This is a genomic window from Streptomyces sp. NPDC048506 (assembly GCF_040651315.1).
GTDB lineage: Bacteria > Actinomycetota > Actinomycetes > Streptomycetales > Streptomycetaceae > Streptomyces.
In genome coordinates this window covers 82,130-99,673 of record NZ_JBEZIX010000031.1, presented here as the reverse complement: position 1 = coordinate 99,673, position 17,544 = coordinate 82,130, and the positions used below count along the sequence as shown (strand labels likewise).

The 17,544-nt window shown below is 72.1% G+C and carries 16 protein-coding genes and 2 pseudogenes; 7 read left to right on the top strand and 11 right to left on the bottom strand.

The window, feature by feature from the left end; translation table 11 throughout:
* Positions 1-217: 217 nt before the first annotated feature.
* The 4 genes from AB0C96_RS24965 to AB0C96_RS24950 form a co-directional block, all read right to left on the bottom strand.
* Positions 218-955, bottom strand: coding sequence for an ETX/MTX2 family pore-forming toxin (locus AB0C96_RS24965; RefSeq protein ID WP_362919953.1), 738 nt, complete (start codon positions 953-955; stop codon positions 218-220).
* 55 nt (positions 956-1,010) lie between these two features.
* Entirely contained in the window at positions 1,011-1,652 is a 642-nt protein-coding gene (locus tag AB0C96_RS24960; protein WP_362919952.1) for a choice-of-anchor C family protein, read from the bottom strand.
* Positions 1,653-1,938: 286 nt separating this feature from the next.
* Complete coding sequence (locus AB0C96_RS24955; RefSeq protein WP_362919951.1) at positions 1,939-2,220, bottom strand: hypothetical protein; 282 nt, start codon at positions 2,218-2,220, stop codon at positions 1,939-1,941.
* Between the two features lie 173 nt (positions 2,221-2,393).
* Positions 2,394-3,203 (bottom strand): hypothetical protein, encoded by an 810-nt coding sequence (locus tag AB0C96_RS24950; protein ID WP_362919950.1) that lies wholly within the window; start codon positions 3,201-3,203, stop codon positions 2,394-2,396.
* A 284-nt stretch (positions 3,204-3,487) separates the two neighbouring features.
* On the opposite strand from AB0C96_RS24950, the pseudogene AB0C96_RS24945 reads away from it, so the two are divergent.
* A pseudogene (locus AB0C96_RS24945) lies at positions 3,488-4,051 on the top strand (transglycosylase family protein); the annotation flags it as partial.
* Here AB0C96_RS24945 and AB0C96_RS24940 read toward each other — a convergent pair.
* Positions 4,039-4,260 (bottom strand): hypothetical protein, encoded by a 222-nt coding sequence (locus tag AB0C96_RS24940; protein WP_362919990.1) that lies wholly within the window; start codon positions 4,258-4,260, stop codon positions 4,039-4,041. The pseudogene AB0C96_RS24945 and the gene AB0C96_RS24940 sit on opposite strands and share 13 nt — an antisense overlap.
* Before the next feature lie 522 nt (positions 4,261-4,782).
* Here AB0C96_RS24940 and AB0C96_RS24935 point away from each other — a divergent pair.
* The 3 genes from AB0C96_RS24935 (at position 4,783) to AB0C96_RS24925 (ending at position 8,140) form a co-directional block, all read left to right on the top strand.
* The gene (locus tag AB0C96_RS24935; RefSeq protein WP_362919949.1) at positions 4,783-6,042 is read left to right on the top strand and encodes a glycosyltransferase family 4 protein; all 1,260 of its coding nucleotides are present in this window, start codon (positions 4,783-4,785) and stop codon (positions 6,040-6,042) included.
* Positions 6,039-7,028 (top strand): hypothetical protein, encoded by a 990-nt coding sequence (locus AB0C96_RS24930; RefSeq protein ID WP_362919948.1) that lies wholly within the window; start codon positions 6,039-6,041, stop codon positions 7,026-7,028. Before AB0C96_RS24935 ends, AB0C96_RS24930 begins: the two co-directional genes overlap by 4 nt.
* An 80-nt stretch (positions 7,029-7,108) precedes the next feature.
* Positions 7,109-8,140, top strand: coding sequence for a YafY family protein (locus tag AB0C96_RS24925; protein WP_362919947.1), 1,032 nt, complete (start codon positions 7,109-7,111; stop codon positions 8,138-8,140).
* Here AB0C96_RS24925 and ctaD read toward each other — a convergent pair.
* Complete coding sequence (gene ctaD / locus AB0C96_RS24920; protein WP_362919946.1) at positions 8,031-9,710, bottom strand: cytochrome c oxidase subunit I; 1,680 nt, start codon at positions 9,708-9,710, stop codon at positions 8,031-8,033. The two genes, AB0C96_RS24925 and ctaD, sit on opposite strands and share 110 nt — an antisense overlap.
* Before the next feature lie 542 nt (positions 9,711-10,252).
* On the opposite strand from ctaD, the gene AB0C96_RS24915 reads away from it, so the two are divergent.
* A complete protein-coding gene (locus AB0C96_RS24915) occupies positions 10,253-10,468 on the top strand; it encodes an I78 family peptidase inhibitor (protein ID WP_362919945.1) in 216 nt (71 codons plus the stop codon).
* A 148-nt stretch (positions 10,469-10,616) separates the two neighbouring features.
* On the opposite strand, the gene AB0C96_RS24910 is transcribed toward AB0C96_RS24915, so the two are convergent.
* Both AB0C96_RS24910 and AB0C96_RS24905 read right to left on the bottom strand, forming a co-directional pair.
* Positions 10,617-11,651, bottom strand: a complete 1,035-nt coding sequence (locus AB0C96_RS24910) for a phosphatase PAP2 family protein (RefSeq protein WP_362919944.1) — start codon at positions 11,649-11,651, stop codon at positions 10,617-10,619.
* A gap of 286 nt (positions 11,652-11,937) precedes the next feature.
* Positions 11,938-13,131, bottom strand: a complete 1,194-nt coding sequence (locus tag AB0C96_RS24905; protein ID WP_362919943.1) for a hypothetical protein — start codon at positions 13,129-13,131, stop codon at positions 11,938-11,940.
* A 212-nt stretch (positions 13,132-13,343) separates the two neighbouring features.
* On the opposite strand from AB0C96_RS24905, the gene AB0C96_RS24900 reads away from it, so the two are divergent.
* The gene (locus tag AB0C96_RS24900) at positions 13,344-14,993 is read left to right on the top strand and encodes an MFS transporter (protein WP_362919942.1); all 1,650 of its coding nucleotides are present in this window, start codon (positions 13,344-13,346) and stop codon (positions 14,991-14,993) included.
* 148 nt (positions 14,994-15,141) lie between these two features.
* Entirely contained in the window at positions 15,142-16,350 is a 1,209-nt protein-coding gene (locus AB0C96_RS24895; protein WP_362919941.1) for an acyl-CoA dehydrogenase family protein, read from the top strand.
* A gap of 131 nt (positions 16,351-16,481) precedes the next feature.
* Here the strand turns inward: AB0C96_RS24895 and sepF are convergent, their stop codons facing one another.
* The 3 genes and pseudogenes from sepF to AB0C96_RS24880 form a co-directional block, all read right to left on the bottom strand.
* Positions 16,482-16,934 (bottom strand): cell division protein SepF, encoded by a 453-nt coding sequence (sepF, locus tag AB0C96_RS24890; RefSeq protein WP_362919940.1) that lies wholly within the window; start codon positions 16,932-16,934, stop codon positions 16,482-16,484.
* A gap of 219 nt (positions 16,935-17,153) precedes the next feature.
* Positions 17,154-17,246, bottom strand: a pseudogene (locus AB0C96_RS24885) (ABC transporter substrate-binding protein); the annotation flags it as partial.
* Positions 17,219-17,377, bottom strand: a complete 159-nt coding sequence (locus AB0C96_RS24880; protein ID WP_362919997.1) for a hypothetical protein — start codon at positions 17,375-17,377, stop codon at positions 17,219-17,221. The gene AB0C96_RS24880 and the pseudogene AB0C96_RS24885, both read right to left, overlap by 28 nt.
* Between the last annotated feature and the right edge of the window lie 167 nt (positions 17,378-17,544).

Genomic DNA, 17,544 nt, shown 5'->3' with positions numbered 1-17,544 from the left:
TGTCCCCTTGCCTGGTGGTCGTTTTTCGGCTCGGTCGGGTGTTGACGCCCGACCGAGCCGATGGCCGCCCCCGACCATACCCCCACCCCGTACCGCTTCGGGACGTCGAGGGGGTGCCGGACGGGGGACCGACCCGTCGGGCGACGTGTCCGGGCCGACCACCGAGGACGCGACGGGGGCGGGCACCCGCGGTGCCCGCCCCCGCGCGAGGGACCCGTCACAGCGGTTGGGCCGCGCCGATCTCGGTCTGGACCTGCATCTTGTGGACGCCCCGGACGGTCCCCTTGGCCAGGCCGTCGGTCCGTGGCAGCAGCTTGCCGACCGGCTCGAACCAGAAGTAGTGGCCGTTCACCGGGCGGCTCCAGTTGGCCCCGAAATGACCGGCGACCTGGAGGGGCACGGAGAAGTCGACGGTCTCCTCCTTCATCAGCGCCACCATCCGGACCGGCTTCCTGCTGTGCGGCGGCACGTCGACGGTGACCGCGGACGTGGTCACCAGGGTGTTCTCCGTCCTGGTCTCCTTGCCCAGGGTCGTCGTGACGCTGAACTGCCCGCCGACCTTGAAGGCCCCCTCGATCCCGATCTCCGTCGAGAGGGCGACCCCGGCCTCGACGGAGCTCGACACGGTGACGGAGTTCGTATAGCGCCCCTCCAATCGGATCTCGATCTTCGCGGGCTGGTCACTGTTGTTGAGCGCGACGTTCTCGCCGATGACGACCGAGCGGTCGCTGCCCTCGTCCGCCTGGTGGTAGCTGAACTCCCCCAGTCGCTTCAGGCAGGGGTGCCCGTAGGTCACGGTGATCGGAGGCCGGACCGCCGCGAAGTAGGTCTCGTCGTTGACGGCGATCCCGTCCGGCTCCTCGCCGTACAGCTCGGCGAACGCGGCCCGCACCGCGTACGGACTCGACTCCACCGAACCCAGGTCGCCGAGCGTGAACTTCTCCCTGACGGTCATGCGGATCCCGTCCCCTCCTGAACCGGGACCTCACGGTGCCCGGTGTCCCCGGTCGTCAACAGGTGCAGCAGGAGGTGCGGCAGCGCTCGACCGTGACGTCGTCGACGACCGGTCCGGTCGCACTGTGGGCGGTGGTGCTGGCGAACCCCAGCGTCATGGACGTGCCGCGGGCCACGAAGGTCAACTGCCGCCGCACGTAGCCCATTTCCGCTTCGGTCGTGCCGCTGACGTCGAAGGAGAAGTCCTGGACGTTCTGCCCGTCGATGAGGACCTTGCCGGTCTTCACGGCCGGGACGTGGCCGAGTTGGGGATTGCCGGAGAGCGAGTACGTCACCGTGTACGAGGTCCCGGGGGTGGTGGCGAAGGTCTGGGCCACCGCTCCCGGCTCCATGCCGTTGAGGTCCACGGACTGGTCCCCCTCGGCCGCCTGCCAGTATCCGGTGCCGATCAGGTCGACCGTTCCGCCGGTGACCTTCCAGGGGCCGATGGACTGCCCGGCCGAGACGGTGCGGAACGCGTGCGGCTCCACCGCGGGGGTCTCGAAGCTGCCGTCGTCGAAGCGGCTGACGGCTGTGGGGGACGCGGCCGGGCGGCCCGCCGGGCCGCTGCCCGGCGTCGGTGCGGCCATCGCCGTGCCGGAACCGGCGAGCAGGGCGGCCGCGGTGACGGCCGTGACGTAGGTGCGTAAAGCGCGCATGGGATCCTCCTGGATCATCGCCGTGGAGCGCGGTGCGTGAGGCGGTGCGGCAGGCTGCCGTCGGATGACGGAGCCGGCTCGCCCACCCCAGGGTCGGCCCTGGCGATCACCGAGGAACACGACTACGAGGGCGGCCTTTGGGGCGGCACCCGCCCACCATGGGGCGGTCCCGGCCCGCTGCCCTGCCGTGCACACCCTGCGGACCAGTGAGAACTACGCCCGGTAGTTCTCGCTGGTCCGCAGGGGGTTGTGGGGGTGCCGTGCCCTGGAGGCGTCCGTCCGGCGCTCAGCGGTTGCGGGGGCGGCCGTCCTGTTGGGCTGGGGGAAGGGCGGGGAGGGGGCCCCGGGCGTGGTACGGCTGGCGGCCGACGACCTCCCAGTGGCCGGTGGACGCCGTCGTGCGGCCCCAGCTCCCGCGCAGTACCTCAGGGGTCTCCGGCTCGTCCGTGCGGTCCCCGGGCAGGGCCCGGAAGGAGCGGCGGTACTCGGCGTACAGCGCGTCGTAGATCGGCGTCGCCGAACCGCGGTCGGTGGTGTGCGTCGGCCCGTGTTCGTGCGACGAACGCATGCCGGGAATCGGGTGGGAGTACGGGGCGCGGGAGGAGGGGTCGTATGCGTGCACGTATGTGCCAACGACCCCGATCGCCGTGGGATGCGGCCATTCTGTGGAAATGGCTGATCGCGGGGGCGGGACCGACCGGATCGGCGGTCCTGCCCCCGCGATCGGGTGCCGGTGGACTGTCAGGTGCCGGCCAGCGGCATCGCCGCGGCGACCAGGGCCCGCTGCGCGGCGGCCTCCTCCAGCGCCTGCCGCATCAGGTCCTCGCGCGGCTGGTGGCCGATGGTGCCCGCGGGCGCGGCGTACATCAGGACGGTCTGCGCCTTGTTGGCCGCGGCGCGCCAGCCGTCGGAGACGGCCAGCGGCTGGTGGGCCTGCCACCAGGCGGCCTGGTTGCCGGCGGTGCCCGGCTGGAGGACGGCGTGCAGCTTGCCCATGGCCAGCAGCGCGGACCAGCCCTGGTTCATGGCGGGCAGCTGGTTCATGTCCTCCACCAGCTGGAAGCCCTGCTCCATGAGGAGCGGCAGGAACTCGTCCTCCAGGCCGGCCGAGCCGGGGCGGGCGATCGGGCCGTCCGGCTCGACCACCAGGGCCGGGCGCAGATCGCCCTCGACGAGCACCAGACCGCAGGTGATCCCGAGCGTGGCCTGGCGTTCGGTGGAGGGGGCGGCAGCGCCCGGCGCGGGCCCCGATCCGGGGGTGCGGGGGGCGGCGTCCTCTCCGGTGATGGAGCGCACGGCTCCCTGGAGCTGCTCTTCCGATACCGGGACGACCTGCGAGGGGATGCACGTGGCATGGGCGAACGCGAGCACCGCGGTCTCCTCGCCCACGAACAGCACGGTGCTGGTGCGCTCCTGCTCGCTGTCTCCGGGGGTCCGGCAGGAGGTGCAGTCGTAGCTGCCGGGGGCGTCGCCACCGGCCAGCAGGCGGTCGGCTTCTTCGTCGCCGATCTCGGCGCGAACGTCGTCGCTGACGTCGAGCATGCGCGGCACGGGTGGCTCCTCGATCTCTGTGCGTCTGCCGGGCGGTCTCCCGGCTCGTAAAAGGACAACGGGCGACCTGCGGCAGGAGTCACGCGGCGACGGGAACAGAATCGAACCAATCCCCGCACAGTGGAAAACTACGGAAAGGTGCCTGAAAAGCGATCACGTACCGGCAACTTCTACGCAGAACGTGGCGCAGTCGGCGGCTTTCCGTACACCGGACCGGGTGGGACCGGGGCGCGGAGGGCGCGGCGCGCTGGCCAACGGCGGGCGGCTGCCTACCGTCACCGGCTATGTCGGACAACTCTTCGGCGCCCCGGCGGCGCTTCGTGGGATCCGTCGGGCGGCTCACCGCGGCCACCGCCGCCCTCATCCTGTGGCTGCCCGGGGGTGTCGCGGCCGGTGCGCCGTACGGCGGGGACGGCGGGGGCGGCGGCAAGGAGCGGCACGCCTGCGGCGACGACCGGTGGCCATGGGTCTGTCTCGCCGAGTGCGAGAGCGCCGGCGACTGGGGCGCCAACAGCGGCAACGACTACTACGGCGGGTTGCAGTTCTGGCAGCCCACCTGGGAGGCGTTCGGCGGCCTCGCGTTCGCGCCGCGGGCCGACCTCGCCACGTCCGACGAGCAGATCGAGGTCGCCAAGCGGGTCCAGGCGGCCCAGGGCTGGGGCGCCTGGCCGGTGTGCGCCAAGCGCCTCGGTCTGCTCGGCGGCGGCAACGACGTCGATGCGCACATCGACGGGTACAGCGGTCGGAAGGGCGACCGGACCTACGTCGTGCGGCCGGGGGACTCCCTCGGCTCCATCGCCGTCGAACACCGGGTGAAGGGTGGCTGGCGCGCGCTCTACAAGGCCAACAGGGAGATCATCGGGGACGACCCGCGCCGGCTACAGATCGGGACCAGGCTGACGCTTCCGCGGGGGACGAAGCCCAAGACGATGCCCGACACGAAGCCGAAGACGATGCCCGACATGAAGCCCAAGGCGGAGCCCAACACGGAGTCCCAGACGGTGCCCAAGACGGTGCCCAAGACGGAGCCCAAGACGGTGCCCAAGACGGAGCCCAAGACGGAGCCCAAGACGGAGCCCAAGACGGAGCCCAAGACGGAGCCCAAGACGGTGCCGAAGACGAAGACGGAACAGCCGGTGACCGACCCGATCCGGACGGATGCGGCGGTGGTGCCGGACGGGACTCCGGCCGGCGTGTCGAACGCCGCGGGCAGCGCGCCCGGTGGAGGGGTGCCGAACGGCGGTGTACCTGGTGGAGGGGTGCCGAACGGCGGTGTACCCGGTGGCGGGGTGCCGAACGGCGGGGTGCCGAAGGGCGATGTGCCGAAGGGCGATGTGCCGAAGGGCGATGTGCCGAAGGGTGCCTGACGGAGGGGGACGCGATTCAGGGCGGCGAGGTTCCCCCGCGTGCCTACCGATGGCCTAACTCTTTCGGAACATCTTGGCGAAAGACCCCAACCCGGAACCCCCGTCCGAGGTCTCTCCGTTCAGTGGGTTGGACGCGTCGTGCGGTCAGGAGGGGCGCGACGCGGTCCACGGGGACCGCAGGACGACCGGAAGACCAGGGGACGCAGGGGCGGATGCACATCTCATTCGTGATTCACAACGCGTACGGCATCGGGGGGACGATCCGGACGACGTTCAACCTGGCGCGTACGCTCGCCGAGCGGCACGACGTCGAGATCGTCTCCGTGCTGCGCCACCGCGACGCCCCGGTCTTCGACCTCGGCCCCCGGGTAGGGCTGCGGCACCTCGTCGACCTCAGGGAGTCCAGCCCCCGCTACGACGGTGCCGACCCGGCGCACGCCCGGCCCGCCAAGGTCTTCCCCGCCGCCGAGGGCCGCTTCGGGCAGTACAGCGAGCTGACCGACCGTCGGATCGCCCAGCACCTGCGGCGGATCGAGGCGGACGTGGTGGTCGGCACCCGGCCGGGGCTGAACGTGCACATAGCCAAGCAGGCGCGCCGCGGACCGGTCCGGATCGGGCAGGAGCACCTGACCCTGGGCACCCACAGCCGGGCGCTCAAACTGGCACTGCGCAGCGCCTATCCGCGGCTGGACGCGATCACCACCGTCACCGAGGCCGACGCCCGCGCCTACCGCCAGGCGCTCCGGCTGCCCGGCGTACGCATCGAGGCGGTGCCCAACAGCGTGCCCGCGCCCGGCCTGCGGCCCGCCGACGGCAGCGGCAAGTGGGTCGTCGCCGCCGGCCGACTGGCCCGCGTCAAGCGCTACGACATCCTCGTCCGGGCCTTTGCGCAGGTCGTCGCCGAGCGCCCGGACTGGCGGCTGCGGATCTACGGCGGCGGTGCGGAGAAGGCCGGGCTGCGGTCGCTGATCGACGAACTCGGCCTGTACAACCACGTCTTCCTGATGGGCCCGGCCAACCCCCTGGAGCCGGAGTGGGCCAAGGGCTCGATCGCCGCGGTCTCCTCCAGCCTGGAGGCCTTCGGGATGACGATCGTAGAGGCGATGCGCTGCGGTCTGCCGGTGGTCGCCACGGACTGCCCGCACGGCCCCGGCGAGATCATCACGGACGGCGTGGACGGCCGGCTGGTACCGGTCGGTGATCCGGCGGCGCTGGCCGGGGCGCTGCTCGCGCTGATCCAGGACGACGCCGCCCGCAAGCGGATGGGTGACGCCGCGCTGGTCTCGTCCGCCCGCTTCGACCCGGCCCCGGTCGCCGAGCGCTACGAGACGCTCTTCGGCGAACTGCTCGCCAGCCGGCGGGCCAACAGGCTGCGCGGCAGCCTGCATCGTGCCCGCGGAGCGTTGCTCGGCGGTGCCTATGCCACGAAGGACGCGGCCCGCGCCGCACTGAGAGGGGTGCGGACGGCATGACCGCGTCGAGCCGGCTGACCGTGACCGGAGACGAGATGAAGGAGTCGGCCCCCATCGAGCAGGAACCCACGGCCGCGGCGGATGCCGGACCGGACGGCGGCGAGCGGCCGGCCGCGCCCCGGGAGCGTGCGGGCGGGGCGACGGCCCCGGGCGAACTGCGGGCCGACTGCATCGCGGACTCCGCGGGCGGCCTCACCTTCGACCTGACCGCCCCTCAGGGCACCCCCGTCGCCTGGAGCGCGGCACTGGTACTGCGGCGGCGCGGCGGCGACGGCCCGGACGACGAGGTGCGGCTGCCCCTCGGCCCGAACGGCGCCGGCCGGCTGCGCGCCGTCCTGCCCAGCACCGTCGCGCTCGCCGAGGGCCGCTGGAACGCCTACGCCGACCTCGGCGACGGCGAGGAGCCACGCCGCCTCCAGCCCGGGGTCAACGACCTGCGGTCGCTGGTGGACCGCCGGCCGCTGGCCGGCATCGGCCGCCTCGGCGTCCGCATCCCGTACGCGACCAAGTTCGGCAACCTCGCGCTGCGCAGCTGGCTGCGCGGTCCGCACGCGGAGGCCGGCGACATCCTCCTGGCGCCCGACGGAATGACGGTCTCCGGCCGGCTCTACGGTGCCGTCCCGGCCGCCGGCGCCCAGGCCGAGGCCCGCGCGCGCCGCACCCCGGGGGCACCGGACACCGAACCGGCCACGGTCACCGCCCCGCTGACCGTCGACGGCGCGGAGTTCACCTTCACGCTGCCGTACGCGGAGCTGGCCGGCCACTGGGAGGCCGGCAGCGAGCCCTGGGACCTGTGGCTGCGCCCCGCCGAGGGCGCCCGCCCGGTCCGGATCGCCCGCCTCCTGGACGACGTCGCGGACAAGAAGCAGGTCTTCAGCTACCCGGCGCTGCCGGTCCCGGCCGACGCCGGGGCGCTCCGCATCGGCCCGTACTACACGCTCGACAACGACCTGGCCATACGGGTCGCCGGACCGGCCGGCGGCTGATACGTCGCCGGGGCATCGCCCCCCCCCGCGCCGCGCCACCGAGGACGGTGGCTGTCCGCAAGGGCTGCGAGACTCGGGGCATGTTGGAGACCTCGGCACGTCTGCTGCGCCTGCTCTCGCTGTTGCAGGCCCACCGCGAGTGGTCCGGCGCGGAGCTCGCCGACCGGCTCGACGTCACCCCGCGCACGGTGCGCCGGGACGTCGACCGGCTGCGCGAGCTGGGCTATCCGGTCCACTCCGCACCCGGAACGGCCGGCGGCTACCGGCTGGGCGCCGGGGCCGAACTCCCGCCGCTGCTGCTGGACGACGAGGAGGCGGTGGCGGTCGCCGTCGGGCTGCGCACCGCCGCGGCCGGCGGTATCGAGGGCATCGAGGAGACCTCGGTCCGCGCGCTGGCGAAGCTGGAGCAGGTGCTGCCGCACCGCCTACAGCGCCGGGTCGGGGCGCTGAACGCCTTCACCGTCCCGATCCCCGGCGGCGGCCCCCGGGTGGACCCGCAGGTCCTCACCGAGATCGCCCACGCCTGCCGGGACGCCCAGCAGCTGCGGTTCCGCTACACCGCGCACGACGGCACGGTCTCCCGCCGCACCGTCGAGCCCCACCGCCTGGTCAGCGCCCAACGCCGCTGGTACCTCGTCGCCTGGGACACCGAGCGCGCGGACTGGCGCACCTACCGCGCCGACCGCATCACCCCCACCCCGCCGCACGGCCCCCGCTTCACGCCCCGCACCCCGCCCGCCGAGGACCTGGCCGCCTACGTCTCGCAGGGCATCTCCACCCGCGTCTACGCCAAGCAGGCCACGGTGTTGCTGCACGCCCCGGTGGAGCGGGCGGCCGAGCGCATCAGCCCGGCCGCGGGGGTGCTCGAAGCGGTCGACGCGCAGCACTGCCTGCTGCGCACCGGGGCGCACAGCCTGGAGCTGATGGTCCTCCACATCGTGCTGACCGGCTTCGACTTCGAGGTCCGCGAGCCGCCCGAACTCCTGGACCGGGTACGGGAGATCAGGGACCGATTGTCCCGGGCTCTGGTTCCTGAGCCGACATCCCCGCCATCTCCGGGTGGTGCAGATCGAATGCCGGGGACTCGGAGCGGATCCTCGGCAGGGACGTGAAGTTGTGCCGGGGCGGCGGCGACGAGGTGGCCCACTCCAGGGAGCGGCCGAAGCCCCAGGGGTCGTCCAGGGCGACCCTGGCGCCGTACCGCATGGTCTTCCAGACGTTGTAGAGGAACGGCAGGGTGGACAGGCCCAGGAGGAACGCACCGATGGTGGAGAGGGTGTTGAGCGTGGTGAAGCCGTCGGCGGCCAGGTAGTCGGCGTAGCGGCGCGGCATGCCTCCCACGCCCAGCCAGTGCTGGACGAGGAAGGTGGTCTGGAAGCCGACGAACAGCGTCCAGAAGTGGATCTTCCCCAGCCGCTCGTCGAGCATCCTGCCGGTGAACTTCGGCCACCAGAAGTAGAAGCCGGCGTAGGTGGCGAAGGTGACCGTGCCGAAGACGACGTAGTGGAAGTGTCCGACGACGAAGTACGAGTCGGTGACCTGGAAGTCCATCGGCGGTGAGGCCAGGATGACGCCGGTCAGCCCGCCGAAGAGGAACGTCACCAGAAAGCCGATCGACCACAGCATCGGCGTCTCGAAGGACACCGAGCCGTGCCACATGGTGCCGATCCAGTTGAAGAACTTCACCCCGGTCGGCGCCGCGATCAGGAACGACATCAGCGAGAAGAACGGCAGCAGCACCGCGCCGGTCACGAACATGTGGTGCGCCCAGACCATCACCGACAGCGCCGTGATGGCCATCGTCGCGCCGATCAGCATGACGTAACCGAAGATCGGCTTGCGGGAGAAGACCGGGATGATCTCCGTGATGATGCCGAAGAACGGCAGCGCGATGATGTAGACCTCGGGGTGGCCGAAGAACCAGAACATGTGCTGCCACAGCAGCGCGCCGCCGAACCTCGCCTCGAACACCACCGCACCGAACTGCCGGTCCGCCTCCAGAACCAACAGCGTGGCCGCCAGGATAGGGAAGGCCATCAGCACCAGGATCGAGGTGAAGAGGGTGTTCCAGGTGAACACCGACAGCCGGAACATCGTCATGCCGGGCGCCCGCATCACGGCGATCGTGGCGAGGAAGTTGACCGAGGCGAGGATGGTGCCGAAACCGGACAGCGCCAGGCCCATGATCCACAGGTCGACCCCGGCGCCGGGGGAGCGGATCGCCGAGTTCAGCGGCGCATAGGCGGTCCACCCGAACCCCGCCCCGCCCTCCGGGGTCAGGAAGCTGCCCAGCACCATCAGCCCGCCGAAGAGGTAGAGCCAGTACGAGAACATGTTCAGCCGCGGGAAGGCCACGTCGGGCGCACCGATCTGTAGCGGCATGATCTCGTTCGCGAAGCCGGAGAAGGCGGGGGTGGCGAACAGCAGCAGCATGATCGTGCCGTGCATGGTGAGCGCCTGGTTGTACTGCTCGGCGGTGACGATCTGCAACCCCGGGCGGGCCAACTCGGCCCGCATCACCAGCGCGAGCAGCCCGCCCACCAGGAAGAAGCCGAACGAGGTGATCAGGTAGAGGTGCCCGATCTTCTTGTGGTCGGTGGTCGTCAGCCAGTCCGCGAGCACCGCTCCGCGGCGCGACGCCCGCGGGCGCCGGCCGCTCGCCCGGTCGGTGTCCGTAACCATCCGCTGCGCCTCGTTCGTCGAAGGGGTACGTGGTCGAAGGGGTACCGGCTCGAAGGGGTACTGGCGGCATGATCCTCGGGCGTGGAGCGCAGGGCGAGTGGACGCTCCGGTCCGTTCCGGTGGGATCCGGAGGCCCGGCGCGCGTGCCGGCGGGAGGCGGCGCCGGGAAGGTGCCGGGCGCGGGGCCGGCGTGATGTGCGGGAAATGTGTGCGGAATGTGTCTCGTTGGCCAATTTACGGACGGCCGATAAAGGCGGTCGGGCGGGGAGAATCCCGTGCGGCCCCGGGATTGGAATCCGGCGGCTTCGGCTTCCCGACGGTCGCGACCACGCTCCGTTCCGCAAGTGATCAAGGCGGAATTCCGGTGGTTTTATTTTCCACCCGGTTGCACCATCACCCGGCGCGTACGGGTGACGGAACTTCCGGCAAACGCAGGAACGTTCGCTGTGACACAAGTGTGACCATCGCCGGACCGGAAAGACACCGACGTGTGGGACGGGCGGGCCTTCCGCGCGCCGATCGGGGCGCCTACGGTGGCTGTCATGGCTGATGTACCGAACCTTCCGCACAACCCCCAGGACGACGTCGAGCGTTACGTCGGCCTCGGCCGGCAGGACGCCGAGGAGCAGGCCCGGGCGCGCGGCTGGAGCACCGTCCGCTCGCTCCCGCCGGGCGCGCTGATCACCATGGAGTACCTAGCCGGCCGGCTCAACTTCGAGGTCCAGGACGGCACGGTGCACCGCAGCTGGCAGGGCTGATCAGCCGCGCACCACGCCGCCCACCGCGCCGGCCGCGCACCGCGCCGCACGGACGACGAAGGCCCCGGCCGCTCCTTCGAGGGGAGCGGCCGGGGCCTTCGCTGCGGGGGTGGGGTTGTGCGTACCGGCCCCGCGGTCCGTGGGGCGGTCAGCCGCTCGCGTTGCGACCGCGCCCGGAGGTCGGGCTCAGCGGCGTGGTGCGCGGCACGCGGTCCGCGTGCGGCGGCCGCCGGCTGCCCGCCGGAGTGACCGGGGTGCGCTCGGAACGGATCGTGTACGGGCGCGACGGGTGGTGCGGCCAGCCGTCCGGGGGACGGGTGGTGGAACGACCGCCCGTGCCCGCCGCGATCGTCTCGCGCACCAGCACCTCGCCGTCGGGGGCGATCCGCTGCCGGGACACCCCCGGGGCCAGCGGGCCGACCGGCAGCGGGCCGCGCAGCGAATCGGGGCGCAGTCGCAGCCACAGCCGCAGGATGATGCCCATCAGGCGGTCCTCCACCCAGGTGACGCCGGGCTCCAGCCACGGCATCGCGAGCAGCACGAGCAGGCCCGCGGCCCAGCCGAGCAGCACGTCGCTGACCCAGTGCGTACCGAGGTAGACGGTCGTCATGCCGACGCCCAGCGCGCCCAGTGCGGCGATCACCGACAGCGTGCGGCGGCGCAGCGACGTGGTCGCCAGGTAGGCCAGCACGCCCCAGGTGACCACGGCGTTCGCGGTGTGGCCCGAGGGGAATATGTCGCCGCCCAGCCACATCTCGTTGGAGCCGACGGTCGTCGCGTAGTGCGGGCCGAGCCGGCTCATGCCGAGCTTGGCGGCGCCGACGGTGATGTTCAGCAGCAGCAGCGACGCGCCGAGCACCAGCAGCGGGTGGAGGTTGCGCTGGCGCCAGCAGCGCCAGCCCAGCCAGGCCGCCACCGCCACCGCGGTCGGGCCGCGCTGCCCGAGCACCACGAAGTAGTCGAGGAACGCGTGGATCTCCGGCCACTGCTTGTAGGGCCGGAAGAACATGACCTGCCAGTCGAAGGTGACCAGCCATGAAGTGGTCAGCACCCCGACCACGATCGCCGCGTACACCGCCAGCGTGCCGCCGAACAGCCATTGGCGGGTCCGGGTCATCTGGGGTGGCCGGGCGCGATCGGTCGGGCGCTCCTCCATCTGGTCGAGCTTCTCATCGGTACGCACTCAATCGACGTTACCGCGTGTGATGTAGGCGCTTGGTCAAACTGTGCGCTTTGTAATGACGATGTGATGTGGAATGCGTCTCAAGCGGGGCTTCGGCATGGGGATTTGGAAGAGAATTCTTGGCGATTCTCAAACCCTTCCCGGCGGTCGCGTGTCGTCACGCTCAGCGCCTTATCTGCTTTTCCCTGTAGGAGTTTATCCGTCATTTGCCCGGGCGTCGTTCGATGTTTCCCCGGGGGCGTGGGTGACGGAGGGGGATCATCCGTTCGGTTCGACCGGAAGATGATCACGGTGGGCCGGAACCGTTCAGCCAGAACGCGCCGTAGACCGCGGAGCCCGCCGCCACCAGCCCGACGACCAGCCAGCACCGCACCGGCCGCCACCGCGCGAGCCCCGCCGCCAGCGGCAGCAGCAGCGGATAGGCGGGCATCATCAGCCGCGGCTTGGACCCGAAGTAGCCCTTGGCGGTGAGCGCGAGGAGCAGCACCACCCCGCCGTAGACCGCCAGCGGCAGCGGCTGCCCCTGTCGAACACCGATCAAATACAGCCAGATCACCAACCCGACGCCGACCAGCAGTCCGATCCCGGCCGCGACACCGGGCCCCGAGAGCTGGTGCCAGATGAAGGCGCCGAACGCCAGACCGCCGTCGAAGCCGTTGCCCCAGCCGCCCTGGACGTCGAGGTAGCCGGTGAACGAGCCCTGCCGCACCCCCACCCAGACGAAGTAGCCGCACCAGCCGAGCGGTGCCAGCAGGACGCCCGGCAGCATCCCGGGGTGGGCCCGCAGCGCCGCCTGCAGCCGTACGCCGCCGGCCCGCGCCAGCCACAGCGTCACCGCCGCGGTGATCCACACCGCCGCGACCACCGCCACGCCCACCGGCCGGGTCAGCCCGGCCAGCGAGGCCAGCACCCCCGCCGCCACCCAGCGCCGGGTCAGGACCGCGTACCCGCCCCAGGCCGCGAGCGCGGTGAACAGCGACTCCGAGTACGCCATCGACTGCACGACGCCGACCGGCAGCGCGGCCCACAGCGCCGCCAGCGCGACCCCGGCCCGCGGCCCGTACAGCCGCTCACCGGTCGCGTACAGCGCCCAGGCCGCCGCCAGCGACGCCGACCAGGCGACCGCCATCCCGGCGTCGGCGGGGGAGAGCGGCGAGAGGGCCGACAGGCCGCGCTCCAGCCACGGCAGCAGCGGGAAGAACGCCAGGTTGGAGTGCACATCGCCGTTGGGCAGCTGGACCGTGTAGCCGTATCCCTGCTCGGCGACCCGGGTGTACCAGAGTGAGTCCCAGCGGGCGGTCAGCAGGGTGTGCCAGTCCTTGCCGTCGGCCGCCGACCAGACCGCGAGGACCGCGAGGCCCAGCAGCCGGATCGCCGCGTACGCCGCCAGCGCCGGCGTGGCACGGCGCAGCGCTCCGCCTGCGGCGGAGCGGCTCCGCAGCGTCCGGCCGGGAACGGAGGCCGAGGCAAGATCGTTCATCCGGACGATTATCCAGGTGGCCGAAGAACGTCGGACGACCGCGGGTGGGGGAACGCACGGCGCTGCGATGAGCGTCTCATCGTGAGGTGAGCCACGTGGGCCCCTTCGGGACTCGCGTAGTCTGACGTCTCAAACTCGCCCGTGCCACCGGTTTCCCCGGGGCGTTTTCGCGCCCTGATCCGTGGCCGCGAGAGCATGACTGGAGGTGCTGCATGTCCGGGACGACCACGTCCGGCAGTGGACGGACGGCTGGTGTTCCCCGGCTTTCAGACGGCGGTGCGAACCGCTGGACCGTGCTGATCGTGCTCTGCGTCAGCCTGCTCTTCGTCGCGCTGGACACCACGATCCTGTACGTCGCCGTGCCCTCGGTCACCGAGGACCTGCGGCCGGGACCGGTGGAGCTGCTCTGGATCGTCGACGTCTATCCGCTGATCGCGGCCTCCCTGCTGATCCTCTTCGGCACCCTCGGCGACCGCGTCGGCCGCCGCCGCATCCTCCTCCTCGGCTACGGACTCTTCGGCCTGGCCTCGGCCGCCGCGGCCCTCGCGCCCAACCCGCAGATCCTGATGGTCGCCCGTGCCCTGCTCGGCATCGGTGGCGCGATGATCATGCCCGCGACGCTGTCGATCCTCCGGCAGGTCTTCCCCGACCGGCGTGAGCGCGCGGTCGCCATCGGCGTGTGGAGCGCGGTGGCCGCGGTCGGCGCCGCGGTCGGCCCGGTCCTCGGGGGCTTCCTGGTCGAGAACTTCTGGTGGGGCTCGGTCTTCCTGATCAACATCCCGATGATGGCCGCGATGCTGCTGATAGGCAGGTGGCTGCTGCCGGAGTCGCGCGGTGAGCGCAACGGTCCCTGGGACGTGGTCGGCGCGGTCATCGCGGCGCTCGGCGTGCTGGGCATCGTCCTCGGCGTCAAGCGGATCGGCAGCGGCGCCGCGTTGATCGGCCCCACCACTCTGCTCCCCATCGTCCTCGGCACCCTCCTGCTGATCCTCTTCGTGCGCCGCCAGCACCGGCGCGCGCACCCGCTGATCGACATGCGGCTGTTCTCCCGCCCCGCCTTCGGCACCTCCGTCGGCTGCATCGTGCTGGCCATGCTCGCCCTGGTGGGCCTCCAGCTGATCGCCGTCCAGTACCTCCAACTCGTGCTGGGACTCAGCCCCCTGGAGACCGGCCTGCGGATGCTGCCGCTGGTCTTCGCGGCGATGGCCGCCGGCCTCACCGGCTCGAAGATGCTCCAGGCCGTCGGCCCCCGCGCGATGGTCTCGCTGGGCTTCGTGCTGACCGCCGCCGCGGTGCTCTGCCTGACCGCGATGAGCAGCCACGACCGCCCCTGGCTGCTGGCCGGCGGTTTCGTGCTGCTCGGCTTCGGCTTCCAGTCCACGCTGTTCGGGGCGTACGAATCGATGCTCAGCGAGGCCCCCGCCGAGCAGTCCGGTGGCGCCGCCGCCATCGGTGAGACCTCCTACCAGCTCGGCGCCGGCATCGGCGTCGCCCTGCTCGGCAGCGTCATGAACGCGGCCTACGCCCCCGGCCTGAGCCATGTCGCCGGGGTCCCGGCGAAGGCCTCCGCCTCGGCCGCGCACTCCCTGGGCGAGGCCTACAAGGTGGCCGCCGGGCTCGGCGACGCCGCCCGGGCCGCGCTGCGCGAGGCCGCCCGCGACTCCTTCGTCCGCGGGCTGCACATCACGCTCGTCGCCAGCGCCGTGCTGCTGCTGGTCGGTGCGGGCATCGCGCTGCGGCTGCCGCGCCGGGCGGCGGACTCCACGGAGCGGGCGGAGGGCGAGGCCGCGACCGGGGACGGTGCGGCGGTGGGGGCCGGGCGGGGCGGCGGCGAGCCCGCCCCGGCGAGCTCCGGCCGCTGAGCCGGCCCCGTCCACCCGCCCCTGCGGCGCCTCGCCGCGCGGCGGTGACCCTTGCCGCGCGGCACCGCGGGCCGTACCGTCGGACACGCTGTAACTACCGCTGCTAGTTTTTCTCGTTACGCGTGATCGCTGCCGCCGGAGGCCCGCCATGTCCGCCACGCCGTCCTCAGTGTCCTCGACGGTCCCGCCGTTCGACCCCAGCGACCCCCTGGGCCTCGACGACCTGCTCACCGACGAGGACCGCGCGGTCCGCGACACCGTCCGCCGGTGGGCCGCCGACCGCGTGCTGCCGCACATCGCCGGGTGGTACGAGGCGGGCGAGCTGCCCGGCATCCGCGAACTGGCCCGCGAACTCGGCTCGATCGGCGCGCTCGGCATGTCCCTCACCGGCTACGGCTGCGCCGGTGCCTCCGCCGTCCAGTACGGCCTGGCCTGTCTGGAACTGGAGGCCGCCGACTCCGGCATCCGCTCACTGGTCTCCGTCCAGGGCTCGCTCGCCATGTACGCGATCTGGCGCTTCGGCTCCGAGGAGCAGAAGCAGCAGTGGCTGCCCGCGATGGCGGCCGGCGAGGTCATCGGCTGCTTCGCGCTGACCGAGCCCGACCACGGCTCCGACCCGGCCGGGATGCGCACCCACGCCAAGAGGGACGGCGGCGGGGACTGGGTGCTCAACGGGCGCAAGATGTGGATCACCAACGGTTCGGTGGCCGGTGTCGCGGTGGTCTGGGCCCGTACCGACGACGGCATCCGGGGCTTCGTCGTCCCCACCGACACCCCCGGGTTCTCGGCCCCCGAGATCACCCACAAGTGGTCCCTGCGCGCCTCGGTGACCAGCGAACTCGTCCTGGACGAGGTGCGGCTGCCGGCCGACGCGGTGCTCCCCGAGGGCGCCGGCCTGCGCGGCCCGCTCAGCTGCCTGAGCCACGCCCGCTACGGCATCGTCTGGGGCTCCATGGGCGCCGCCCGCGCCAGCTTCGAGGCGGCACTGGAGTACGCCAGGACCCGGGAGCAGTTCGGCAAGCCCATCGGCGGCTTCCAGCTCACCCAGGCCAAGCTCGCCGACATGGCCGTCGAACTGCACAAGGGGATCCTGCTCGCCCACCATCTGGGGCGGCGGATGGACGCGGGGCGGCTGCGCCCCGAGCAGGTCAGCTTCGGCAAGCTGAACAACGTGCGGGAGGCGATCGAGATCTGCCGTACGGCGCGGACGATCCTCGGCGCCAACGGGATCTCGCTGGAGTACCCCGTCATGCGGCACGCGACCAACCTCGAATCGGTGCTCACCTACGAGGGCACCGTCGAGATGCACCAGCTGGTGCTGGGCAAGGCGCTCACCGGTCTGGACGCCTTCCGCTGACCGGGCGGCGGGTGCCGGACTCCGGTGAGCGGCCGTGCCCGCCGACTCCGGTCGCTGCGCCCCCGGGACCGTGACACCGGTGACTGCCGCCGAGCGTCCCCGAACCCCCGCCGAAAGCGCCTGGGTCCTGCTCAACTCTGGTTGAAGAAGCCACCGTTGCGGTGATCGCGGGACTCGCCGTTGAGCACCCGGTAGTCGGCGGGGGTGAGCAGGAACACCCGGGTGGCGACCCGCTCGATCGACCCGCGCAGACCGAAGGTCAGGCCGGCCGCGAAGTCGACCACGCGCTTGGCGTCGGCGGGCTCCATGGCCGTCAGGTTGACGATCACCGGGACGCCGTCCCGGAACAGCTCGCCAATGCCGCGGGCGTCCCGGAAGCTCTCCGGGGTGACCGTGGCGATGCGGGTGCCCTGGTCCTGGGCGGCCTCGTCCGCCACCCGGACCCGGGGGTCGGTCACCCAGGGGCTGCTTCCGCCCGAGTCGCCGGCATCGGGTCCCTCGGCGTAGTCGTCGTCGTAGTAGCGCTCGTCATCACTGTCGTCGACGAGGCCAAGCCAGGCGCTCGCCTTGCGCACCGATCCCATTGACGCCTCCTCTCACCCGCGGTGTCTGTATGTACGCCCCCTATCGTCGTCCATGAGGCCGAGGGTGTGCCAAGTGGATAGCCGCCGCACGGGGGGTTCGTGACACATCTGGTGCAAAGAGGGTGGCGCGCCATCAGCTTCCGCGCCCCACAAGCAAACTGACAGTACGAAGAACATCACGGTCGGTGCCGGACGGGCTGGTCGAACCCGTGCGCCGGCTCATCCGGCCTCCGGCGGACTCATCCGCGAGGCGGCGATCGCCGACGGCCCGGTGCCCCACTTCTTCAGGATCCGGTCGTAGGTGCCGTCCTTCGCGCGGCGGCCGGGCCGGCGGCCCCGGTGCCGTCGGCCGGGTCGCCCGAGCCGCAGGCGGTGAGAGCCAGGGCCGCGGTGGCCAACGGGGCCGCGATGCGCGGTGCGGTGGTGCGGGACGTTCTGGACATGGGCGTGGGATCTCCAGGTGCGTACCCCCGACTCCCGTATGGGGAGGGCGCGTTGTGCGGCATCGGGAGGGTGGCGGGTGGTGGGGAACGGCATGGCACGGCGGGGTGGAGCGAGGGGGGGGAGGGGCACCGGTCGGCGGTGTGAGGTGTGAAGGCGCACGGCGGGA